Annotated in this window: 16 protein-coding genes and 1 pseudogene; 7 read left to right on the top strand and 10 right to left on the bottom strand. The window is 67.5% G+C overall.

Going from position 1 to position 20,294, the window contains the following annotated elements:
- Positions 1 to 24 precede the first annotated feature (24 nt).
- A complete protein-coding gene (locus A5740_RS25440) occupies positions 25 to 1,980 on the bottom strand; it encodes a primary-amine oxidase (protein ID WP_076198724.1) in 1,956 nt (651 codons plus the stop codon).
- Between the two features lie 46 nt (positions 1,981 to 2,026).
- A complete protein-coding gene (locus tag A5740_RS25435) occupies positions 2,027 to 3,535 on the bottom strand; it encodes a carboxylesterase/lipase family protein (protein WP_076198722.1) in 1,509 nt (502 codons plus the stop codon).
- Between the two features lie 169 nt (positions 3,536 to 3,704).
- Here A5740_RS25435 and A5740_RS25430 point away from each other — a divergent pair, with 169 nt between their 5' ends.
- Positions 3,705 to 4,316, top strand: coding sequence for a hypothetical protein (locus A5740_RS25430; protein WP_371454809.1), 612 nt, complete (start codon positions 3,705 to 3,707; stop codon positions 4,314 to 4,316).
- 5 nt (positions 4,317 to 4,321) lie between these two features.
- Here A5740_RS25430 and A5740_RS25425 read toward each other — a convergent pair whose 3' ends face one another.
- Positions 4,322 to 4,663, bottom strand: a complete 342-nt coding sequence (locus A5740_RS25425; RefSeq protein ID WP_076198718.1) for a hypothetical protein — start codon at positions 4,661 to 4,663, stop codon at positions 4,322 to 4,324.
- A 124-nt stretch (positions 4,664 to 4,787) separates the two neighbouring features.
- On the opposite strand from A5740_RS25425, the gene rbpA reads away from it, so the two are divergent.
- Complete coding sequence (gene rbpA, locus A5740_RS25420; RefSeq protein WP_011559900.1) at positions 4,788 to 5,126, top strand: RNA polymerase-binding protein RbpA; 339 nt, start codon at positions 4,788 to 4,790, stop codon at positions 5,124 to 5,126.
- Between the two features lie 74 nt (positions 5,127 to 5,200).
- Here rbpA and A5740_RS25415 read toward each other — a convergent pair.
- From A5740_RS25415 to cobN, 7 genes and pseudogenes are all read right to left on the bottom strand, one after another.
- A pseudogene (locus A5740_RS25415) lies at positions 5,201 to 5,935 on the bottom strand (polyprenol monophosphomannose synthase); the annotation flags it as partial.
- A 50-nt stretch (positions 5,936 to 5,985) separates the two neighbouring features.
- Positions 5,986 to 7,896 (bottom strand): apolipoprotein N-acyltransferase, encoded by a 1,911-nt coding sequence (gene lnt / locus A5740_RS25410; protein ID WP_083654415.1) that lies wholly within the window; start codon positions 7,894 to 7,896, stop codon positions 5,986 to 5,988.
- The gene (locus tag A5740_RS25405; protein ID WP_076198714.1) at positions 7,886 to 9,481 is read right to left on the bottom strand and encodes an amidohydrolase; all 1,596 of its coding nucleotides are present in this window, start codon (positions 9,479 to 9,481) and stop codon (positions 7,886 to 7,888) included. The genes lnt and A5740_RS25405 overlap by 11 nt, the downstream gene beginning before the upstream one ends.
- 17 nt (positions 9,482 to 9,498) lie before the next feature.
- Complete coding sequence (locus tag A5740_RS25400; protein ID WP_076198712.1) at positions 9,499 to 10,002, bottom strand: FxsA family protein; 504 nt, start codon at positions 10,000 to 10,002, stop codon at positions 9,499 to 9,501.
- 6 nt (positions 10,003 to 10,008) lie between these two features.
- Entirely contained in the window at positions 10,009 to 10,446 is a 438-nt protein-coding gene (locus tag A5740_RS25395) for a PPOX class F420-dependent oxidoreductase (protein WP_076198710.1), read from the bottom strand.
- Between the two features lie 6 nt (positions 10,447 to 10,452).
- A complete protein-coding gene (locus A5740_RS25390) occupies positions 10,453 to 10,836 on the bottom strand; it encodes a PPOX class F420-dependent oxidoreductase (RefSeq protein ID WP_076198708.1) in 384 nt (127 codons plus the stop codon).
- A 20-nt stretch (positions 10,837 to 10,856) separates the two neighbouring features.
- The gene (cobN, locus tag A5740_RS25385) at positions 10,857 to 14,471 is read right to left on the bottom strand and encodes a cobaltochelatase subunit CobN (RefSeq protein ID WP_175616357.1); all 3,615 of its coding nucleotides are present in this window, start codon (positions 14,469 to 14,471) and stop codon (positions 10,857 to 10,859) included.
- A 353-nt stretch (positions 14,472 to 14,824) separates the two neighbouring features.
- Between cobN and cobG the strand changes: the two genes are divergently transcribed.
- The 5 genes from cobG to A5740_RS25360 all read left to right on the top strand — a co-directional run bounded on the left by cobG (position 14,825) and on the right by A5740_RS25360 (position 19,928).
- Positions 14,825 to 15,943, top strand: coding sequence for a precorrin-3B synthase (gene cobG / locus A5740_RS25380; protein ID WP_076198704.1), 1,119 nt, complete (start codon positions 14,825 to 14,827; stop codon positions 15,941 to 15,943).
- A gap of 9 nt (positions 15,944 to 15,952) precedes the next feature.
- Positions 15,953 to 16,579, top strand: coding sequence for a precorrin-8X methylmutase (locus tag A5740_RS25375; protein WP_076198702.1), 627 nt, complete (start codon positions 15,953 to 15,955; stop codon positions 16,577 to 16,579).
- A gap of 37 nt (positions 16,580 to 16,616) precedes the next feature.
- Complete coding sequence (locus tag A5740_RS25370) at positions 16,617 to 18,131, top strand: precorrin-2 C(20)-methyltransferase (RefSeq protein WP_076198700.1); 1,515 nt, start codon at positions 16,617 to 16,619, stop codon at positions 18,129 to 18,131.
- 88 nt (positions 18,132 to 18,219) lie between these two features.
- On the top strand, positions 18,220 to 18,870 hold the full coding sequence (locus tag A5740_RS25365) for a TetR/AcrR family transcriptional regulator (RefSeq protein ID WP_076198698.1): 651 nt from the start codon (positions 18,220 to 18,222) through the stop codon (positions 18,868 to 18,870).
- Positions 18,867 to 19,928, top strand: a complete 1,062-nt coding sequence (locus A5740_RS25360; protein WP_076198696.1) for a phosphotransferase family protein — start codon at positions 18,867 to 18,869, stop codon at positions 19,926 to 19,928. Before A5740_RS25365 ends, A5740_RS25360 begins: the two co-directional genes overlap by 4 nt.
- Positions 19,929 to 20,294: the final 366 nt, after the last annotated feature.

The raw sequence follows: 20,294 nt of genomic DNA, 5'->3' as shown, positions 1-20,294 counted from the left end.
CGGGTCACATATGACAGGTGTCAACTAATGGTGCGCCGCCTTGGCGTGACCGTGGGTGCAGGCGTCGGGCGGGGCGGCCGGAACATCGAGCGCGGGGTTGCGGTCGAAGAACCCGAAGGGCTTGAGCCAGAACGACACCACGTCCACCGGCATCACCGGCCAGTCCTCCGGGCGGGTGATGTGGTGGATGCCGAAGACGTACCAGAGCACGACGTCGGTGTTCTCGATCGACCGGTTGGCCTTCGTCCACTCCCCGAGCCCGGTGTCCTTCGCCGACTGGTTGACGAACTCACCGGCCGGCCAGCGTTCGTCGGGCCGGTTCGGCGTCACCCACAGCGTGTGGCCGATCACGTTGGCCCGCTGCAGCACCGGGGAGGACGGATCGAACATCGCCGGGATCGCCCCGGTCGGTACGAGTTTGTACGACGGATGCCCGCCCAGGCCGGTGACGACGTTGGTGTTGACCACCTTCCACGCCCGCTGGCTGGCGAAGTTGACGTCCTGACGGCCTTCCTGCTCGGTGCGCAGCGCCTGGTTGGCCACCACCAGCGACAGGCCGTGCGGGTTGTCCGGGCCGATCGGCTCGGTGTAGGACTCGGTCATGTAGACCGTGTTGTCGGTGCCGTCGATGTCCAGGTCGAGTCGGGCGATCAGGAAATGCTGATGGAACGGGGCGTAGGTGCGCTCGTCGACCAGCGTGCCGTTCTTCGGTGTCGGCCCGGCCGGAAACGGTGTGGTGACCATGATGCCGGTGGCCCGGACTTCACACTCGATGCTGCCGTCCTGATAGAGCCGCCAGTACACCAGGTACTCGTAGTTGGCGACGGTCACGTGGAACGACAGGGTGAGCCTGCGCATTCGCCGCACCTCGGCGCCGGCGTCGTGGTCGACGTGCTTCCACAGCACGGCGTTGTCTTCCTCATGGATGCAGATGGCGTTGGTGATGGTGTACGGCTCACCCGTGCTGTCGTGCAGAACCGCGTCCAGATAACGGATCTCGCCGAGACAGTCGCAGCCGAGCTCCAGCGAGGTGGTCATGAAGCCCAGCCCCCACTCCCCGATGTCGAACGCGGTGCGGCGGTAGTGATCGACCGAGGAATCCCGGTACGGCACCACCATCTCGGCGAATGACATCCGATGTGCCACAGAGCGATTCGCTTCGCCGTCGCGGTAACGCACGGTGTGCAGCGTCATGCCCTCACGATGGTTGAACCCCACCCGCAACGACCAGTTCTGCCACTGCAGCAGGTTGCCGTCCACGGTGAACGACGGCCCGTCGGGTTGGGTGATGTTCAGCGGCTTGAGCGGCTCGCGCCGTGAGGTGGCCCGGATCCGCTCGGGGATGTGGTGTGGTACGTATTCGCCCATCACATCGGGCATTTCAGCGCTGCCGTCATCTTCGACCCGCAACACCTCCATGGTGTTGACGTCGATGACGCAGTGCAGACCGCTGACCTGGTGCGCGTACGGATTGGCCCCGGCGGCCTTCTTGTACCAGGTGTCCGACCAGCCGAGCCGGCGATCGCGGTACTCCGGTGGGACGACCGCGTCACCGTAGGTCCAGGTGTCCATGAACACGTTGTCCAGGTCGGTGATGCCACGTCGCGCCAACGCGGCGATCACGTCGGGATGCCGCCGCAACACCTCGTCGCATTCGACGAACTCGTCGACGGTGAAGTTGGCCTGCACGCCCGGGACGTGGTCGAAGTTCTCGACCCGGTCCTCGGTCAAGGACACCACTCCCTTGTAGGTGGCATTGGCCGATCGGTCCAGACAGATCACCGCGGCCCGCCGGGCCGGCACCGTGCCACCGGCGTCGAAAGCCGCCACATCCGCCTTCGACGGCTCGACGAGTTCCACCGAGGCCACCCGCCAGCCGCCACCGACTCCATGTTCACGGCGCAATATCGCTGCCACCGCGCGGAACTCGTCGGCCGACAGCGGGTCCAGAGGATGCTCCACGTGACCACGCAACCACACCCGAACGGGTCCCGGCGGCGAAATCACCGAGAGCCGCCCGAAGAGGTCAGCGCTCGGCGAGCGTGAACCCTTCCCAAGCCTGCCGCCGCTCGGCCCGTGGGTCGTATTCCACCCGCGGTCGTCGGTCGAACACCAAGACCGATCGCTCGTCGCTGTCATAGGCCGGCCAGCCGTCCCCGGGGGTGCCGGTCCGGCTGAACTCCCGCCACCGGCGCTGCACGTCACGGCTGACCCGTCGAGCGGTTCTGCGATCGCCCACCGCGGTCAGCAGCGCACCGTATGTCGTGTGGTACGTGTCGAACACGGCAAGCAATTCCATGGCATGGGTGGCGCCCAGGCCGGCCCAGTGCAAGGTCCGCGGCGCATAGTCGTAGCGATACACATAGGTGGGCGCGTGCCTGCTGTGCGCCTCGGCGATCTGCCAGGTGGCCGAGGCGAACGCGAAGTCACCGCCGAGTCGCACGCAGGCGGCGCTGCTCGGGTAGTCCGGATAGGCCGCCACGATCCGCCGACGATCCTCCGGATCACTTCCGGCGAACAACTTCTCGATCATCGGCTCGTTGGTCGGCAACAACGGCATGAATCGGGTGAACAGCCGGCCCTCGTCGGCGTTGTTTCCGACGATCAGCGGCAGTCGGTGTGCGCTGCCCTCGGCCATCGCCGTCACCGGATCGACGGGCAGGTATTCGGTGCCGAACGTCGGACCGACCGGAAACGCCCCCGGCATGTCGGTCTGGCCGCGCATGATCAACGTTTCCAGCGCGCGTCCCAACTCGGCCGGACGGGCCGCCATCAGTGCGGCGGCCGGCGATCCCGCACCCGGACTGACCAACTGCGCAAGCTGGTCGGCGAGCCGGGCGGCCGCGGCCGCGGAGCTGACCATCCCGCTGGCCGGGCTCTGTGAGATCACCTGGGCGAACAAGCCTTTGGCCTCAGGCACCGCGAGCAGGGCGGCGACCGCATGCGCACCTGCGCTCTCGCCGAAGATCGTGACGTTCTGCGGATCGCCACCGAACACCGCGATGTTGTCGCGCACCCACCGCAGGGCCAACACCAGATCCCGCAGGAACAGGTTGTCGTCGATCGGGTGCTCCGGGGTCGACAACGACGACAGTTCGACACAGCCGAGCATGCCGAGCCGGTAGTTGACCGAGACGAAGACACAGCCGCGACGGGCCAGTGCGGCTCCGTCGTAGATGGGAGTCGCCGAACTGCCCATGATGTAGCCACCACCGTGGACGAAGAACATCACCGGCAGCGGCTCGTGGGAGGGCTTCTCCGGGGTCACCACGTTGAGCGTCAGGCAGTCCTCCCCCATCGGCTGGTACTTGCCCACGCCGACAAGCGTGTAGCGACGTTGCTGAGGTGCGCAGTAACCGAACCCGTGGCAATAACGGACACCGGGCCACGGTTGCGCCGGTTCCGGCGCCCGCAACCGCAGAGGACCCACGGGTGGTTTGGCGTAAGGGATGGAGCGCCAACGATGTACGCCGTCGCGCGTGAAGCCTTCGACGATGCCGGTGTTGATCTTTGCCCGGACGGTACGTTCGTGCATAGGTCGACCGTATCGAACGACAGCGGCGAGGGCGGGCAGGCAGTGGGCGTGGCACGCGCCCGCTAGCCTTGCGGGTATGCGTATCGCTGTGACTGTAGGGGCTGCTGTTCTCTTGGCGGCCTGCTCGCCGGGAGGAGGGCACGAGTCCCAGCCGACCTCGCATCCCCGAATGTCGGCTCCGGCCAGTGCCACACCGACCAAGAGCACCAAACCCACACCGACCACCACCTCGCCGCTGCCCACCACGGCACCGGCCCCGGGAACACCGATGAGCCGGGTGATCAAATGGATCGAAGCGGGCAAGCCGGCCGATCCGGCCGGCTTCCACACGGCCACCCGTGAGGGGCAGCCCACCGATCTCGGTGACGACATCGCATTCGTCGCACCGTCGGGTTCGGCTCGCTGTGCCACCGACAAGAATCTCGACGGCCAATTGGCGTGCCTGATCCATGCCGACGGTCTGCCGTCGAAACCGTCCGACGTCGAGGGGCAGTGGATTCCGGGCTGGGTGGATTTCGCCGGCGAAACGGTGGATATCGGCTCGCTGCACGGGGATCCGGGCCGGTTCGGTTACGGCGACGGGGCGGAACTGCCCGCGGGCGATTCACTGGCCTTCGGTGACTACCGCTGCCGCGCGGACGCCACCACGTTGGTGTGCGTCAACTATGCGCATCAGTCGGCGATCCTGGTGAACTCCTCAGGCGTCGAGCCGCTGGGTTGCCTCAAGCCGGTGCCGCCGCCGGTGGGCGTCGGGCGCCAGCTCAGCTGCCCGCCCGATTAGCGCGATCAGCGCCAACCGTCGGCCGCCTTCGCGGCCTCCATCAGCGCGTCGCACAGTTGGCGCAGTTCGTCGGTGCCTGCGCCCTCCTCGACTGCGGTGGCGACGTCCTCGGCCGCGCATTTGACCTGATACACCCGATCCGAGAGCTGCGCCGCCTCGTCCGCGGAGAGCACCACCGAATCGGGGGCCAGCGAGGTGCCCTTGACCATGGCGCGTTGCTCGTAGGCGCGTTGCCGGCACGACTGCCTGCAGTACTGACGACGACGCCCCATCTGCGCGTCGGCGACGTCGCGTCCGCACCATCGACACGGCTGCGGACGGTCGCGTCTGCGGTTACCGGTCGCCATGGGTCAAGACTGTAGACGGAGGCGCTTTGTGATCGGCGTATCATGGACGGTCGAGTCGGGAACTTGGCAACGCCGCGCTGCGTTGATATGTCCGGACCAAATCGCCTGATAAGGAGTATTGACGATGGCTGATCGCGTCTTGAGAGGCAGTCGCCTCGGAGCTGTGAGCTACGAGACCGACCGCAACCATGACCTGGCTCCGCGTCAGGTCGCGCGCTACCGCACCGACAACGGTGAAGAGTTCGACGTTCCATTCGCCGACGACGCCGAGATCCCCGGCACCTGGCTGTGCCGTAACGGTCTCGAAGGCACCCTGATCGAAGGGGACGTGCCGGAGCCCAAGAAGGTCAAGCCGCCGCGTACCCACTGGGACATGCTGCTGGAGCGGCGCTCCGTCGAGGAGCTCGAAGAGCTGCTCAAGGAGCGGCTCGACCTGATCAAGACCAAGCGTCGCGGGAGCTGAACCGTTCAAAAAACCGCGAGCCTGCACTTGAGTGCAGGCTCGCGGTTTTTTGTGTCTCAGCGCACGACACCTCGGGCGCGGTCCAGGCGACCGCGAATGCCCCACTCGGCGACCTTGAACATGGCCTCGCGAATGTTGGAACCACTCATCTTCGAGACCCCGAGCTCACGCTCGGTGAACGTGATGGGCACCTCGACGACCTTGAACCCGTTGTTGATGGCGCGCCAGGTCAGGTCGATCTGGAAGCAGTAACCCTTGGAATCGACCGCGGACAGGTCGATCTTCTCCAGCACCTCACGCCGGTAGGCGCGGTATCCGGCGGTGATGTCGTGGATGCCGACACCGAGAAGGAGCCGCGAGTAGGTGTTGGCGGTCTTCGACAGGACCAACCGCCGCACCGGCCAATTGCGCACCGTGCCGCCGGGCACGTACCGCGAGCCGATGGCCAGATCCGCGCCGGCGTCGACCGCGTCCAGCAGCCGGGTCAGCTCCTCCGGGGCGTGACTACCGTCGGCGTCCATCTCGACCAGAACCGCGTAGCCGCGGCCCAGACCCCAGGCGAACCCGGCCAGATAGGCCGCCCCCAGGCCGGCCTTGCTCGTCCGATGCATGACATGAACCCGGTCCGGATCGGCCAGCGCCAATTCGTCGGCCAACTGGCCGGTGCCGTCGGGGCTGCCGTCGTCGACGACCAGGATGTGCACCTCCGGGTTGGCGTGATGCACCCGCCCGACGATCAGCGGCAGATTTTCCCGCTCGTTGTACGTGGGAATGATCACCAGGGCACGTTGACTGGGGCGTTCACCATCCTGGCGAGGGCTGGATCCCCCGTGTGCGCGCGCTCCGTCACCAGGGACTGTCATGAGACTCCTTCATCGTCGCGGGCCCTCGCGGTGCGACGCCTCAACTTTCTTTGCACGAACCCTCCATTGTGCAGTATGGAAACGACCAGTGCCGCCCCGACTGCTCCCAGACCGACCGTGACCAGTACCACTTGGAGAACCGGACCCCACTCGGTGGCCGGCGTCAGCTCGGTTTTCAACCGGATCTGCCTGTCCAGATAGGCGGGCTGGAAGAACTCGGTGCGGGCCAGCTCACGCCCGTCCGGGGCGATCACCGCGCTGATGCCGGTGGTCCCGGCGACGACGACGTACCGATCGTGCTCGACGGCCCGCAGTTTGGCGAACGCCAATTGTTGAGCGCTCATGTTCTCGTCGAACGTGGCGTTGTTGGTGGGAACCGTCAGGACCTGGGCGCCGCTGCGAACCGCCTCGCGCGCGGCCCGGTCGAAGATCACTTCCCAGCAGGTGGTCACGCCGATCGGCACCCCGGCCGCGTGCACCACGCCGTTGCCCTCCCCTGGGACGAAATAGCCGGCCCGATCCGCGTACGACGAAAAATGCTTGAAGAAATCACGCCACGGCAGGTACTCGCCGAACGGCTGCACGATCTTCTTGTCATGCCGTTCACCGGGTCCGTGTTCGGGGTCCCACACGATCACGGTGTTGGTGGCCACGGGGTTGTCGGCGGTGTAGCCGTCGGCCTTGGTGACCGTGCCCACCAGGATCGGCGCGCCGATCGCATCGGCTGCCGCGGTGATCTGTGCGGCGGCGTCGGCATTGGCCATGGGATCGATGTCGGAGGCGTTCTCGGGCCAGACGACGAACATGGGCTGGGCGGCTTTGCCGGCCCGCACATCGTCGGCCAGTCGCTGCGTCTCTTTGACGTGGTTGTCCAGCACCGCGCGGCGCTGGGCGTTGAACTCCAGGCCGAGCCGGGGCACGTTGCCTTGGACCGCGGCCACCGTGACGGTCTGCTCGTCGCCCGCGCCGATGCCGGAATGCCGGACCTGCGGCCACAGCAGCGCCGTGCCCAGCAGCACCACGGTGATGCTCAGACCCGGCAGCATCACCGCGGGAGCCGGGAAGCCGGGTTTGTGACCGTGACGCCACCACTGCACGACCTCCAGCGCCAGCAGCGTCCCACTGAATCCGACCAGCGCCACCGCGAAGGACAACAGCGGCGCACCCCCGAGACGCGCGATCGGCAGCAGCGGTCCGTTCGTCTGACCGAAACTGACCACGCCCCAAGGGAATCCGCCGAACGGTACGCTCGACTTGAGCCATTCCTGGGCGACCCACAGCGCGGCGAGCCACACCGGCCAACCGGGCAGCGCTCTGACCACCACCGCCGACAGGCCGAACAACCCACAGAACAACGCCTGCACCACCGCCAGGGCCAGCCAGGGCACCGCCCCGACAAAACTGGCGATCCACGGCAGCAGTGGCACATAGAACGCCAGACCGAAGAGCGTTCCGTAGCCGAAACCGCCGGCGCGGGTGGTGGAGCGCAGGGTCAACACCCAGCCGAGCAGGGCCACGCCGACGACCGACGCCCACCACCAGCCGGTGGGCGGATAGCTCAGGCACATCGTCAATCCGCCACCGACCGCGGCCGACAGTTGTGCCCACCGCCGCACGGTGGCCCGCCCGAATCTCGACGCCCGCACCGCCAGCACCGACCAGCGATCCGGTGTGCCCGCCGCAGTCAGACGGTAACCACGGTCGTCGGGCTCGTCGTCGGGATCGATGTCGGCGACGGGGTCACCGGTGGCTCCCTCGTCCAACTCGTCGAAGTTCTCGTCATCGAGTTCATCGAGCTCGGCAAGCTCGTCGTCCTCGATCGCCGGGATGACGTCGGTGGTCTCGTTCGGGCGCGGCCGCTTCGGGCGCGCCCGGCCCGAAGCACCTCGGGGACGTTCACTGCCCATGGATGACAACACCCCGGTGGACTGTCAGGCGGCAGCGCGGAAGTTCCGCGTCGGCGGACAACCGCGGCAAGGCCGGCACCCGTGAGCGTGGATCGGTGGACCAACGCTGGACCGCGTTGGCCGGCGCGCTGACCTCCAGCTCGTCGGCGTCCCACACCGCGTAGCTGGCCGGGGCGCCGGGGATCAGGGTGCCGCTGACCCCGTCGCGCACACCGCAGGCCCGCCACCCGCCGCGGGTGGCCGCAGCGAACGCCGCACGCGCCGAGATCGCGCTGCCCGCACTGCGGTGCGAAATCGCCGCCCGCACTGACTGCCACGGATTCATGCCGGTGACGGGGCTGTCGGAGCCGAACGCGAGCGGCACGCCTTCGGATGCCAGGAGCGCGAACGGGTTGAGCCGGTGAACTCGATCCACACCGAGACGTTGGGCGTACATGCCGTGGTCACCGCCCCACAGGGCATCGAAATTCGGCTGCACGCTGGCCACCACACCCCACGCGCCCAATTGGGCGGCCTGGGCGGCATCGACCATCTCCAGATGCTCCAGGCGGTGGCCGCAGCGCGCCACGGCCGGCGCGCCCAGCCGTGACACCACCGTCGCAAGCCCGGCGATGACAGTCGCGACGGCGGCATCGCCGATCACATGGAATCCGGCCGGGAGCCCGGCCTCGGTGCAGGCCTGTAGATGTGTGGTGATGGCCTCGGCGTCGAGATAAGAGTTGCCGCACGTGTCCGGCGCGTCCTGATAGGGCGCCTGCAGCCAGGCGGTGCGTGAGCCGAGGGCGCCGTCGACGAACAAATCCCCGGCCAGGCCCCGGGCCCCGGTCTCGGCGATCAGATGTCGGGCATGCTCGGCGTCGGTGGCTGGTTCACCCCAGTATCCGATGACCTCCACGCCGTGCTGCAGGGCGTGGAGTTCCTGCCAGTCGAGCAGCCCGCCGATCTGGGGGCCCGCGCACTCGTGGACTGCGGCGATACCCAGTCCGGCCGCGTGGTCAAGGGCCGCGACGCGCGCCTGGTTGCGCTGCTGCGGAGTCAGCTGCTCGCGCGCTGCTGCCCGCACCAGATGGTGCGCGTCGGCGGTGAGCGGACGTTGTGGATCGAATCCGGCTGCCTCGACCAGGCCGGGCACCAGCCGGCGCAGCGTGCTCGTCGCAGCCGCCGAATGTACGTCGATGCGGGCCAGATAGGCCGGACGGTCCCCGAGTACCCCGTCCAGATCCGCGGTGCTGGGTCCGCTGCGCTCGGGCCATGCCGACTCGTCCCAACCGTGTCCCCACACCGGGCCGTCGGGGTGCGCACGTGCGTACTCGTCGAGCAGTTGCAGGCAGTGTCGAAGTGAGGTGGCGCCACGCAAATCCAGGCCGTGCAGGTTCAGCCCGGTGGCCGTGAGATGAACGTGACTGTCGACGAACGCCGGTGCGACGAATCCCCCGTCGAGGTCGACGATGTCGGCGTCGGGGAACTCCGACCGGCCGACCTCATCGCTGCCCAGCCATGCCACTACGCCGTCGCGCACGGCCAATGCGGTCGCGTCGGGGTAGCTGGGGCTGTGGATGCGCCCGTTGATCAGAAGTGTGGTCAAGCTCTTTCGGGTGGCGGTTAGGCCTTGGGAGGCAGGCGGTATGGGTCCGCTTCCATGGCGTCGGTTACATCGATGACTTCGCCGTCAATGTAGTCGCCCCCGCCGCGTCGATACGCGGCGGTACCGGTGGGCCGACCGAAACCCGCAGGTGCGGTGATGATGAGCGGCATCCGTCGGGCAACCAACCCGGCCAGCAGCGGCCGGGCAGCGGACCGGGTCGGCGGCAGCAGCAGCAACGCACCCGCGATCGAACTGGCCAGACCCGGAATCACCACCAATATGGTGCCCAGCGCGACCAGCAGACTGTCGGACACTGCGCCGCGAGACTCGGTCAAACCGCCCGACAGGCCGGCCTGTAGGCGACGGATCTGCCGTTTGAGCTGCGAACCCGCCAGCGCCAAACCGAGGACGAACGTCGCTGCGAGCACCAGGACCGTCCATCCGAAACCGATCGTCGCGGTCAGCGCGACGACGACCGCCATCTCGACGATCGCGTAGATGAGGAACAGCCGCATAGCCACATCCGATCAACGATCCGGCGGTCGGTTCGGTTCCGGTCCGGCAGCGGAGGGCTGCGAGGTGTCCGCGGCGCGTACCTCGATCGCGCTGTGCACCTTGTCGATGCCGCCGCGCCACAGCGCCTGCGGCACGAAGTACCAGGCATGGTTCCAGTACCGCTTGACGACGGCGTTGAACACGCGCCGGGTCTCGGCCTTCGGGAGGTTGCGGGCGACGGCCTCCACCGGCTCTCCCTTGGGCGCGCCGAGGACACCACATTTTTGGATGGTGACGCGAGGAGTGTTGTTGATGCGCTTGGTCTTCCAGGACCCGTCGTCGGTGATGATCACCAACTTGTCGCCGTCGGGAACGCCCCACACCGCGGTCGGCTTGGGTCTGCCGTCCTTGGTGAACGTGGTCAGCAGCAGGTACTTCTCTCGGTAGACGTCCTCGAAGGTGGGGGCCATGGCGGGTCAGTTCACCGGTTTGAGCAGGATCGAAACATTGTTCTGCATTCCGCCGCGCAGCTTCGAGAACAGGTTGAAGGTCTTGCCGAGCAGGCCGTAGCGCTTGCCGATTGCGGAGTAGGTGGCGCCGTTGGCGGATTTCGGCAGGATCTCGGCGACGGCCTCGACCGCCTCGCTCTTCGGGTTGCCCCGCACATCACACACTGCGACGGTGACCCGAGGGGTGTTGCGGATCCGTTTGACCTTCCAGGACTTCTCCTGGGTGATCACCACCAGTCCGTCCGGCGACGGTGCGGCCCAGATCGCCGTCGGCTTGGGCCTGCCGTCTTTCGTAAAAGTGGTCAGCAGGACGTAATCGGCCTTGGCGACGTCGGCGAAGGTGAGAGCCATGGAACGAATCTACTGTCTGGCTACCCTTCGAGCTCACCCTCGGTTTCCAGCAGCACCTGGCGCAACCCGTCGAGCGTGGCCTGCTCGGGCTGGGCCCACATGCCGCGGCCGGCGGCCTCCAGCAGCCGCTCGGCCATGCCGTGCAGCGCCCACGGGTTGGATTCGGACATGAACTTGCGGTTCTCGTCATCGAGCACGTATTCGGCCGACAGCCGCTCGTACATCCAGTCGGCCATCACATGGGCGGTGGCGTCGTAACCGAACAGGTAGTCGACCGTGGCCGCCATCTCGAACGCACCCTTGTACCCATGCCGGCGCATCGCGGTGATCCAGCGCGGGTTGACCACCCGGGCACGGAAGACGCGGTTGGTTTCCTCCGACAGTGTGCGGGTGCGGACGGCGTCGGGACGGGTGTTGTCGCCGATGTAGGCCGCCGGGGCCTGCCCGGTCAGCGCCCGCACCGTGGCCACCATGCCGCCGTGGTACTGGAAATAGTCGTCGGAATCAGCGATGTCGTGTTCGCGCGTGTCGGTGTTCTTGGCGGCCACCGCGATTCGCCGGTAGGCCCGGTTCATATCCTCCGACGCCGGCCGCCCGTCCAGGTCCCGACCATAGGCGAAGCCGCCCCAGGCGGTGTACACCTCGGCCAGGTCGGCATCGTCGCGCCAGTTGCGGCTGTCGATCAGCTGTAGCAGCCCGGCCCCGTAGGTTCCCGGCTTGGAGCCGAAAATCCTTGTGGTAGCTCGTCTTTGATCACCATGTTCAGCCAGGTCGGCCTGGGCGTGGGCGCGCACGTAATTGTCTTCGGCCGGCTCGTCGAGGCCGGCCACCAAGGCCACCGCGTCGTCGAGCATGGTCACCACATGCGGGAACGCGTCGCGGAAGAACCCGGAGATGCGCACCGTGACGTCGATGCGGGGCCGGCCCAGCTCGGCCAGCTCGATCGGCTCGAGGTTCACCACCCGGCGCGAGGCGTCGTCCCACACCGGCCGCACGCCCAGCAGGGCCAGCACCTCGGCGATGTCATCACCGGCGGTCCGCATGGCCGAGGTACCCCAGACGGAGAGTCCCACCGATTCCGGCCAGCGGCCATAGTCGGTGCGGTAGCGGTCCAGCAGCGAATCCGCCATCGCCACACCGGTTTCCCAGGCCAGCCGCGACGGCACTGCCTTGGGGTCCACCGAGTAGAAGTTGCGTCCGGTGGGCAGCACGTTGACCAGGCCCCGCAGCGGGGAACCGGACGGCCCGGACTCGATGAAGCCACCGGCCAGGGCGCGCAGCACCTGGTCGATCTCACCGTCGGTGCCGGCCAGCCGGGGCACCACCTCGGTGGCGGCGAACCGCAAGATGCGGGCCACCTCGGAGTTGTCGGTGATGCGGTCCACCGCTTCGGCACATATGCGGTCCACCGCAGAAGCGTCCCAACCAGATTCCTGCAGCGCGGCCACCAGTTCACGGGCACCGGCCTCGGCGGCGTCGACAGCCGCACGGTCGTCACTACCATCCTCGGTCAGGCCCAGAGCCTGGCGCAACCCGGGTACCGTCTGTTCACCGCCGAACAACTGCCGGGCCCGCAGGATGGCCAGCACCAGGTCGAGTTCGCCAGCCCCGGTGGGCTTTTGGCCCAGGATGTGCAGCCCGTCGCGGATCTGGACATCTTTGATCTCACACAGCCAGCCGTCGACGTGCAGCAGCATGTCGTCGAAGGAGTCCTCGTCGGGACGGTCCTCCAGACCCAGATCATGATCCATCTTGGCCGCGCGCATCAACGTCCAGATCTGCTGGCGGATGGCGGGCAACTTGCCCGGGTCCAGCGCCGAGACGGTCGAGTGCTCGTCGAGCAGCTGCTCGAGTTTGGCGATGTCGCCATACGTCTCGGCGCGGGCCATCGGCGGAATCAGGTGGTCGATCAGGGTGGCGTGGGCCCGGCGCTTGGCCTGGGTGCCCTCCCCCGGATCGTTGACCAGGAACGGGTAGATCAGCGGCAGATCACCAAGGGCGGCATCGGTGCCGCAGGCTGCGCTCATGCCGAGGGTCTTGCCGGGCAACCATTCCAGGTTGCCGTGTTTGCCCAGGTGCACGACCACATCCGCACCGAACGAACCGGGGAACGACGAGTCCAGCCAGCGGTAGGCGGCCAGATAGTGATGGCTGGGCGGCAGGTCGGGATCGTGATAGATGGCGACGGGGTTCTCGCCGAAGCCACGCGGCGGTTGCACGATCAGCACCACGTTGCCGGCTTGGATGGCCGCGATGACGATCTCGCCGTCGGGGTCGCGGCTGCGGTCGACGAACAGCTCACCCGGCGGCGGGCCCCAGTGTTCCACGACGGCGTCGGCGAGTTCGGCGGGCAGCGTCGCGAACCAGGCACGATAGTCCTTGGCGGGCACCCGAATCGGGTTGGCGGCCAATGCCTCGTCGGTCAACCAGTCCGGGTCCTGCCCGCCGCGTTCGATCAGGGCGTGGATCAGCGCGTCCCCATCGCCGGAGTCGATTCCCGGGATGTCACCGATGTCATAGCCGGCCTCGCGCATGGCGCGCAGCAGTGCCACCGCGCTGGCCGGGGTATCCAGACCGACGGCATTTCCGATACGGGCATGCTTGGTGGGATAGGCCGAAAACACCAGGGCCACCCGCTTTTCGGCGGCCGGGATGGCCCGCAGCCGGGCGTGCCGAACGGCCAGGCCGGCGACCCGGGCGCAACGCTCGGGGTCGGCGACGTAGGAGATCAATCCTTCGGAGTCGATCTCCTTGAAGGAGAACGGAACCGTGATGATGCGGCCGTCGAACTCGGGGACGGCGACCTGGGTGGCGACGTCCAACGGCGACATGCCGTCGTCGTTATCCGACCATTGGTCGCGCGAACTGGTCAGACACAGCCCTTGCAGGATCGGAATGTCCAGTGCGGCAAGGTGAGCGACGTTCCAGGAATCGTCGTTACCTCCGGCGCCGACCGCTGCCGGGGTCGCGCCACCGGCGGCGAGCACGGTGGTGACGAGCGCATCTGCGGTGCCGAGCAGCTCGAGCAGTTCGGGCTCGGCGGTGCGCAGCGAGGCGCAGAACACCGGCAACGCGCGCCCGCCGGCTTTCTCGATGGCGCTGCACAGGGATTCGACGTAGCCGGTGTTTCCGGCCAGTTGCTGAGCCCGGTAGTACAGGACGGCCACCATGGGCCCGCCGTCAGTCGCTGCAGTGGCGGAACGCTCCAGAACACCCCAATTCGGGGTGGTCACCGGCGGCGCAAATCCGAATCCGGTCATCAGCAGGGTGTCGGACAGGAAAGAATGAAGGTTCGCCGCGTTCTCGATACCACCCTGAGCCAGATAGACGTGCGTTTGCAGGGCGGCGCCCTGCGGGACGGTGGAGTGCCCCATCAGCTCGGCATCCGGGGACTGCTCCCCGCTGACCACCACGGTCGGCAGGCCACTGGCCACCACCGTGTCGATGCCGTCCTGCCACGCCCGATAGCCGCCGAGGATGCGGATCACCGCGATGTCGGCACCTTCGAGAAGTTCTTCGAGTTCGCCGCTGACCAGTCGTGACGGGTTGGCCCAGCGGTAGTGAGCCCCGCTGGCCCGGGCAGTGATCAGATCGGTGTCCGAGGTCGACAACAACAGGACGGTGGGAGCTTGCACCCCCCATTCGTACCGCACCGGCGACCCGATCGGGTGGCCGGTGCGGTACAGGTGGTCGAGCGTCAGGGCTGGGTCTCGCCGAAGCGGTCGTGCCAGGACTGCCGGTAGGGCAGACCGGCCGCCGCGACGAGCACCAGCACGAATACCGCGAATACACCGAAGGCGAGCATGATTGCTCCTTTCGTCAGAAGCCTCTGGTCAAGCTTTTGGCTTCCCGGTACCGGCGGTCCCGGGTATGCCCCTAAAAGGTACGTCCGGCGGCCGGAAAATGAACCGATCTGTAAGCGACCGAACAGGTTTCCGAACCAGTGACGGATGTCACAACCAGCCGCGAAAGTAGGATGGACGGTGCTATGCCCAGGACCCGCGACCAAGACGCCTGCCCCGGCGCACTCACGGTGCACCAGGCCGCCGACGGTGCGCTGGTGCGGGTTCGACTGCCCGGCGGGGCGATCACACCCGGTCAACTGGTCGCCGTGGCCGAGGTTGCCGAACAATTTGGTTCTCCGGCAATGGAACTCACGTCCCGGGGAAACCTCCAGATCCGGGCGCTGACTGACACGGGCGCGGCCGCCTCGGTGTTGACCGAAGCCGGCCTGCTGCCGTCACCGACCCATGAACGGGCCCGCAACATCGTGGCGTCGCCGTTGTCGGGCCGATGCGGCGGCATCACCGACGTCCGCCCCCTGGTCGGTGCACTCGACCAGGCCATCCAGGCCGATCCCGCGCTGGCCGGATTGCCCGGCCGGTTCTGGTTCAGCTTGGACGACGGCCGTGGCGACGTGTCCGGAATCGATGCCGATGCCGGCGTGCACGCACACGACGACGGCAGCTTCGCGCTGCTGCTGGCCGGACGCGACACCGGGGTGCGACTGGATACCGGCGACGTCGTAGACACTCTGATCGACATCGCCCGACGGTTCGTCGCCATCCGCGAGAACGCTTGGCGGATAACCGAACTCGACGACCACGCGGCACTGCTGGATGGACTCGCTCCCAGCGCCCCGGCCGGGGCCAGGTGGCCGACCACCCTGACACCGCCGGTCGGCTGGATCGAACAACGGGATGGGCACGTCGCCCTGGGGGCCGCGGTGCCACTGGGCGTGCTGCAGGCTCGCGTCGCCCACTTCCTGGCCGCGATCGAGGCGCCGCTGGTCATCACACCCTGGCGCTCGGTGCTGGTGTGCGACGTCGCCGAGGACATCGCGGACACCGCGTTGCGCGTGCTGGCACCGCTGGGCCTGGTGTTCGACGAAGCGTCGCCATGGCTGCGGGTCAGCGCCTGCACCGGTAGCCCCGGGTGCGCCAAGTCGGCAGCAGATGTGCGGGCCGACGCGGCCGACGCGGTACACACTCCCTCGGACGCCCACCGGCATTTCGTCGGCTGTGAACGGGCCTGTGGCAGCCCTCCCGCGGCCGAGGTCCTGATCGCCTGCGAGGACGGATACCGGCTGCGCTTCCCCTCCCATTAGGGTGTTCGGGTGCTCGACTACACCCGTGACGCCGCCGAGATCTACCGGCAGTCGTTCGCGACGATCCGCGCCGAAGCGAATCTGTCGCGATTCCCTGATGACGTGTCGCGGGTGGTGGTCCGGTTGATCCACACCTGCGGTCAGGTGGATGTCGCCGATCATGTCGCCTATCGCGACGACGTCGTGACCCGGACGCATGCCGCGCTGGCGGCCGGCGCGCCGGTGTTGTGTGATTCCTCGATGGTCGCCGCAGGCATCACCCGTTCCCGGCTACCCGCCGACAACGAGGTCGTCTCCCTGGTGGCTGATCCTCGCGCGCCTGAGTTGGCCGCCAAACTGGGCAGCACCCGCTCCGCGGCCGCGGTCGACCTGTGGGTGGACCGCCTCGGTGGCGCGGTGGTGGCCATCGGTAATGCGCCGACGGCGCTGTTCCGTCTTCTGGAACTGCTCGACGAAGGGGCCCCGGTGCCGGCGGCGGTGCTGGGCGGGCCGGTCGGATTCGTCGGATCCGCCCAGTCCAAGCAGGAGTTGATCGATCGGCCGCGCGGAATGTCCTATCTGGTGGTGACCGGCCGGCGCGGCGGCAGCGCCATGGCCGCGGCCGCCGTCAATGCGATTGCGAGTGAACACGAGTGAGCGCCGTGAGGCTTGCCGAACGAGCAGAAGGCGAACGATGACCAAACGCGGCACTCTCTACGGCGTCGGCCTCGGCCCGGGCGATCCAGAACTCGTCACGGTCAAGGCAGCGCGGCTCATCGGGGCCGCCGACGTGGTGGCCTACCACAGCGCCAAACATGGCCACAGCATTGCCAGGGGCATCGCCGAGCCGTATCTGCGGGCCGGCCAGATCGAAGAACACCTGGTCTATCCCGTCACCACCGAGACCACTGACCATCCCGGCGGGTATGTCGGCGCGATGGAGGATTTCTACGCCGCGGCCGCCGAGCGCATCGCCGCACATCTGGAGGCCGGCCGCGACGTGGCTCTGCTGGCCGAGGGCGACCCGCTGTTCTACAGCTCCTACATGCACATGCACACCCGGCTCACCGCACGGTTCGATGCCGTCATCGTTCCCGGCGTCACCTCGGTGAGCGCGGCATCGGCTGCCACCGGTACCCCGCTGGTACAGGGTGATGACGTGCTGACGATCCTGCCGGGCACCCTGCCCACGGCTGAGCTGGAACGGCGTCTGGCCGACACCGACGCAGCGGTGGTGCTCAAACTGGGCCGCTCCTATACCCGGGTTCGCGAGGCGCTGTCGTCGACCGGACGACTGGATGAGGCCTACTACGTCGAGCGGGCCAGTACCGACCGCCAGCGGGTCTCACCGGCCGGCGAGGTGGGCAGCGATGGCGGTGCGGACGTCAAGGTGCCGTACTTCTCGCTGGCCATGGTCCCCGGCCGGTGCCGGTCCACTTCGCCGCAAGGCAGCGTGGTGGTGATCGGTCTCGGCCCCGGCGACTCGGACTGGATGACCCCGCAGAGCCGACGCGAGCTCGCCGCCGCGACCGACCTGATCGGCTACGGCCCCTACCTCGATCGCGTCGGGGCCCGCGCCGGCCAGCATCACCACCCCAGCGACAACACCGACGAGCCGGCCCGCGCGCAACTGGCCTGCAAGCTGGCCCAGGAAGGCCGCACGGTCGCTGTGGTGTCCTCCGGTGATCCGGGAGTGTTCGCCATGGCCACCGCGGTTCTCGAAGAGGCCAAACAGTGGCCCGGTGTCGAGGTCCGGGTGATTCCGGCGATGACGGCGGCCCAGGCGGTCGCCAGCCGGGTGGGCGCTCCGCTCGGCCACGACTACGCCGTCATCTCCCTGTCCGACCGGCTCAAGCCGTGGGACGTCATCGTCGAACGGCTGCGGGCGGCGGCCAGGGCCGATTTGGCGCTGGCGATCTACAACCCGGCGTCGAAGACCCGCACCTGGCAGGTGGGCGCCATGCGCGACCTGCTGCTGGAGTACCGCGACCCGAGTACCCCGGTGGTCGTCGCGCGCGCCGTGTCCGGCGCCGAACCCGGCCCGGGTGAACGGGTGAGCGTCGTGCGGTTGGCCGATCTGGATCCGGCCCAGGTGGACATGCGCACGATGCTGATCGTCGGCTCGTCGCAGACCCAGTGGTACAGCGGCTCGGCTGCCGGCGACACCACCGAGGACCGGGTCTTCACCCCGCGCCACTATCCCGGCTGACCCCAGCGCACTGACTCGCGTCGATTTTTATTGACTGCTGTCAGAAAGCCCGATAGTGTCCGGCGTCACACCCGTTCGAGGGAGAGCCGTGACATCACCGGGCGCACCCACGCGGTCACCGCTGGACCGCCGGCAACCGCAACGCAGCGACCAACGCCGCGCCGCGATCCTTGCCGCGCTCGATGAGCACTTGAAGCAGACGGGATTCGACGCCCTCAACATCGCCGAGGTGGCCCGGCAGGCCGGGGTGGGACGCTCCGCCTTCTACTTCTATTTCGAGAACAAGGCCGCCGCGGTGGCCGCGTTGCTCGAGCCGATGCACGAGGCGTTGTTGGCGGCCAACACGATCCTGGCCGACACTGCCCAACCACCCCGCTCCCGCGTCCGCGACACGCTGGAAGCGGTGCTGCAGACTGCCGAAGACCACCGCTATCTGTTCCAGGCGATGTGGGAGGCCCGCGCAGCGAACAGTGCCGTGCGCGACATGTGGGACGAGGCCCGAGAGTCATTCGTACCCACGGTCGCCGCGGTGATCACCGCCGAACGTGCCGATGGCCGCGCTCCCAACGGCCCCGACCCACGGGTGCTGGCCAGCCTGCTGATGGAACTCAACGATCGACTGGTCGAACGAATCATCATCGGCGGGTCGCTGGCCCGTCACCAACTACTGGAAGGTGCAGAAGCGATGTGGATGGGCACGATCTACGGCACGGTCAGTGAAACGGCGGCGTCCCGATGACGGCCGCGGTGTCCATTCCGAGCAAGCCCGCCGAAGTGACCGCCAGGTGGCTGTCGCAGATCCTGGGCGCCGAGGTGGACACGGTGCAGACTGCGCCGATCGGCACCGGACAGACCGGCGCCACCTACCGGGTATCGGTCACCTACCGCGGACACACCCCTCTGCCGGCAACCTTCGCGATCAAACTGCCGTCGCAAGATGAGACGGTGCGTGACCGGGTCTCCATCGGTTACCGCTCAGAACACGCCTTCTACACCAACGTCGCCGGCCACGTCCAGATCCCGGTACCGCACTGTCACCACTGCGAAATCGCCGGTGAGGGAGCTGATTTCGTTTTACTGCTGGCCGATCTGGCTCCGGCAGAACAGGGTGACCAGATTGCCGGGTGCACGCCGGCCGAGGCCAACCTCGCAGTGCTGGCGCTCGCCGACCTGCACGGGCCGACCTGGGCCGACCCGCAATGGGCCAACTTCCCCGGTATCGCCATGCCCAAGCCGGAACCCGACTCCGCCAAGGGTTTCGGTGACGTGGCCAAGATGGCCGCCGACATCACCCTGGACAAACTCGGGAGCCGCCTGAACACCGAGGATCAGGACACCTTGCGCGCGGCGATGTCGATGGTGACGCCGTGGCTGTTGGCCGAACCGGATCGATTCGCCATCCTGCACGGCGATTACCGTCTGGACAACATGTTGTTCGATCCCGACCGCAGCCGGATCACCGTGGTGGACTGGCAGACGCTCGGGTCCGGTCTACCGGCCCGCGATCTGTCCTACTTCACCGCGACCAGCCTCGATCCGGCCGTCCGGGCCGCGGCGGAAGCCGATCTGGTCGGGGCATACCACGACCGGTTGCTGTCCCACGGCGTCACCGGCTATGACCGCGAGACATGTTGGCAGGATTACCGTTTGGGTATGCTCCAGGCTCCGCTGATCACCGTGCTGGGGACCGCGTTCGCCACCTCCACCGAACGTGGTGACGACATGATGGTGGTGATGGCCCAGCGTGGCTGCCAGGCGATCCGCGAACTCGGCACCCTGGGTCTGATCAACGCCTAGCTGTTGTTACCCGCCACCCTCGTCGACCTGGCACCACCACCGACGTCGGAGCCGACCTTACGCTCACGCCGGCCTTCGGCGTGTCGGGCGGGAGGGGGCGGATGCCGACTTGCCCGCCTATGCGCGACTTTTCAGCGACTATCGTCACATAGATACCAGCGGCATCGCTGGCCACTCGACCGATGTTTACTCACGCCACCCAGATCTCAAAATCCCCACCAGTCACCGTTTTTGGGTTGTCCAGCCATCAGCGACAGAGTCGCTGACAGTCGGGCATTGGACGGATGATACTGATGCGGCCAGTGAGACATGTGCGTCAAAACCCGCGATCCACAATGGGTTTGACGGTACCTGCGTTGACGGTGT

Origin of the sequence: Mycobacterium sp. GA-1841 (assembly GCF_001954135.1) — a bacterium.
Lineage (GTDB): Bacteria > Actinomycetota > Actinomycetes > Mycobacteriales > Mycobacteriaceae > Mycobacterium.
This window is presented reverse-complemented; position numbering and strand designations above follow the sequence as displayed.

Bases quoted from the DNA above. Each gene is read 5' to 3' on its own strand.
- A5740_RS25435 (WP_076198722.1), bottom strand. From the start codon at position 3,535: ATGCACGAACGTACCGTCCGGGCAAAGATCAACACCGGCATCGTCGAA.
- A5740_RS25430 (WP_371454809.1), top strand. From the start codon at position 3,705: ATGTCGGCTCCGGCCAGTGCCACACCGACCAAGAGCACCAAACCCACA.
- A5740_RS25425 (WP_076198718.1), bottom strand. From the start codon at position 4,663: ATGGCGACCGGTAACCGCAGACGCGACCGTCCGCAGCCGTGTCGATGG.
- rbpA (WP_011559900.1), top strand. From the start codon at position 4,788: ATGGCTGATCGCGTCTTGAGAGGCAGTCGCCTCGGAGCTGTGAGCTAC.
- lnt (WP_083654415.1), bottom strand. From the start codon at position 7,896: ATGGGCAGTGAACGTCCCCGAGGTGCTTCGGGCCGGGCGCGCCCGAAG.
- A5740_RS25395 (WP_076198710.1), bottom strand. From the start codon at position 10,446: ATGGCCCCCACCTTCGAGGACGTCTACCGAGAGAAGTACCTGCTGCTG.
- A5740_RS25390 (WP_076198708.1), bottom strand. From the start codon at position 10,836: ATGGCTCTCACCTTCGCCGACGTCGCCAAGGCCGATTACGTCCTGCTG.
- cobG (WP_076198704.1), top strand. From the start codon at position 14,825: ATGCCCAGGACCCGCGACCAAGACGCCTGCCCCGGCGCACTCACGGTG.
- A5740_RS25370 (WP_076198700.1), top strand. From the start codon at position 16,617: ATGACCAAACGCGGCACTCTCTACGGCGTCGGCCTCGGCCCGGGCGAT.
- A5740_RS25360 (WP_076198696.1), top strand. From the start codon at position 18,867: ATGACGGCCGCGGTGTCCATTCCGAGCAAGCCCGCCGAAGTGACCGCC.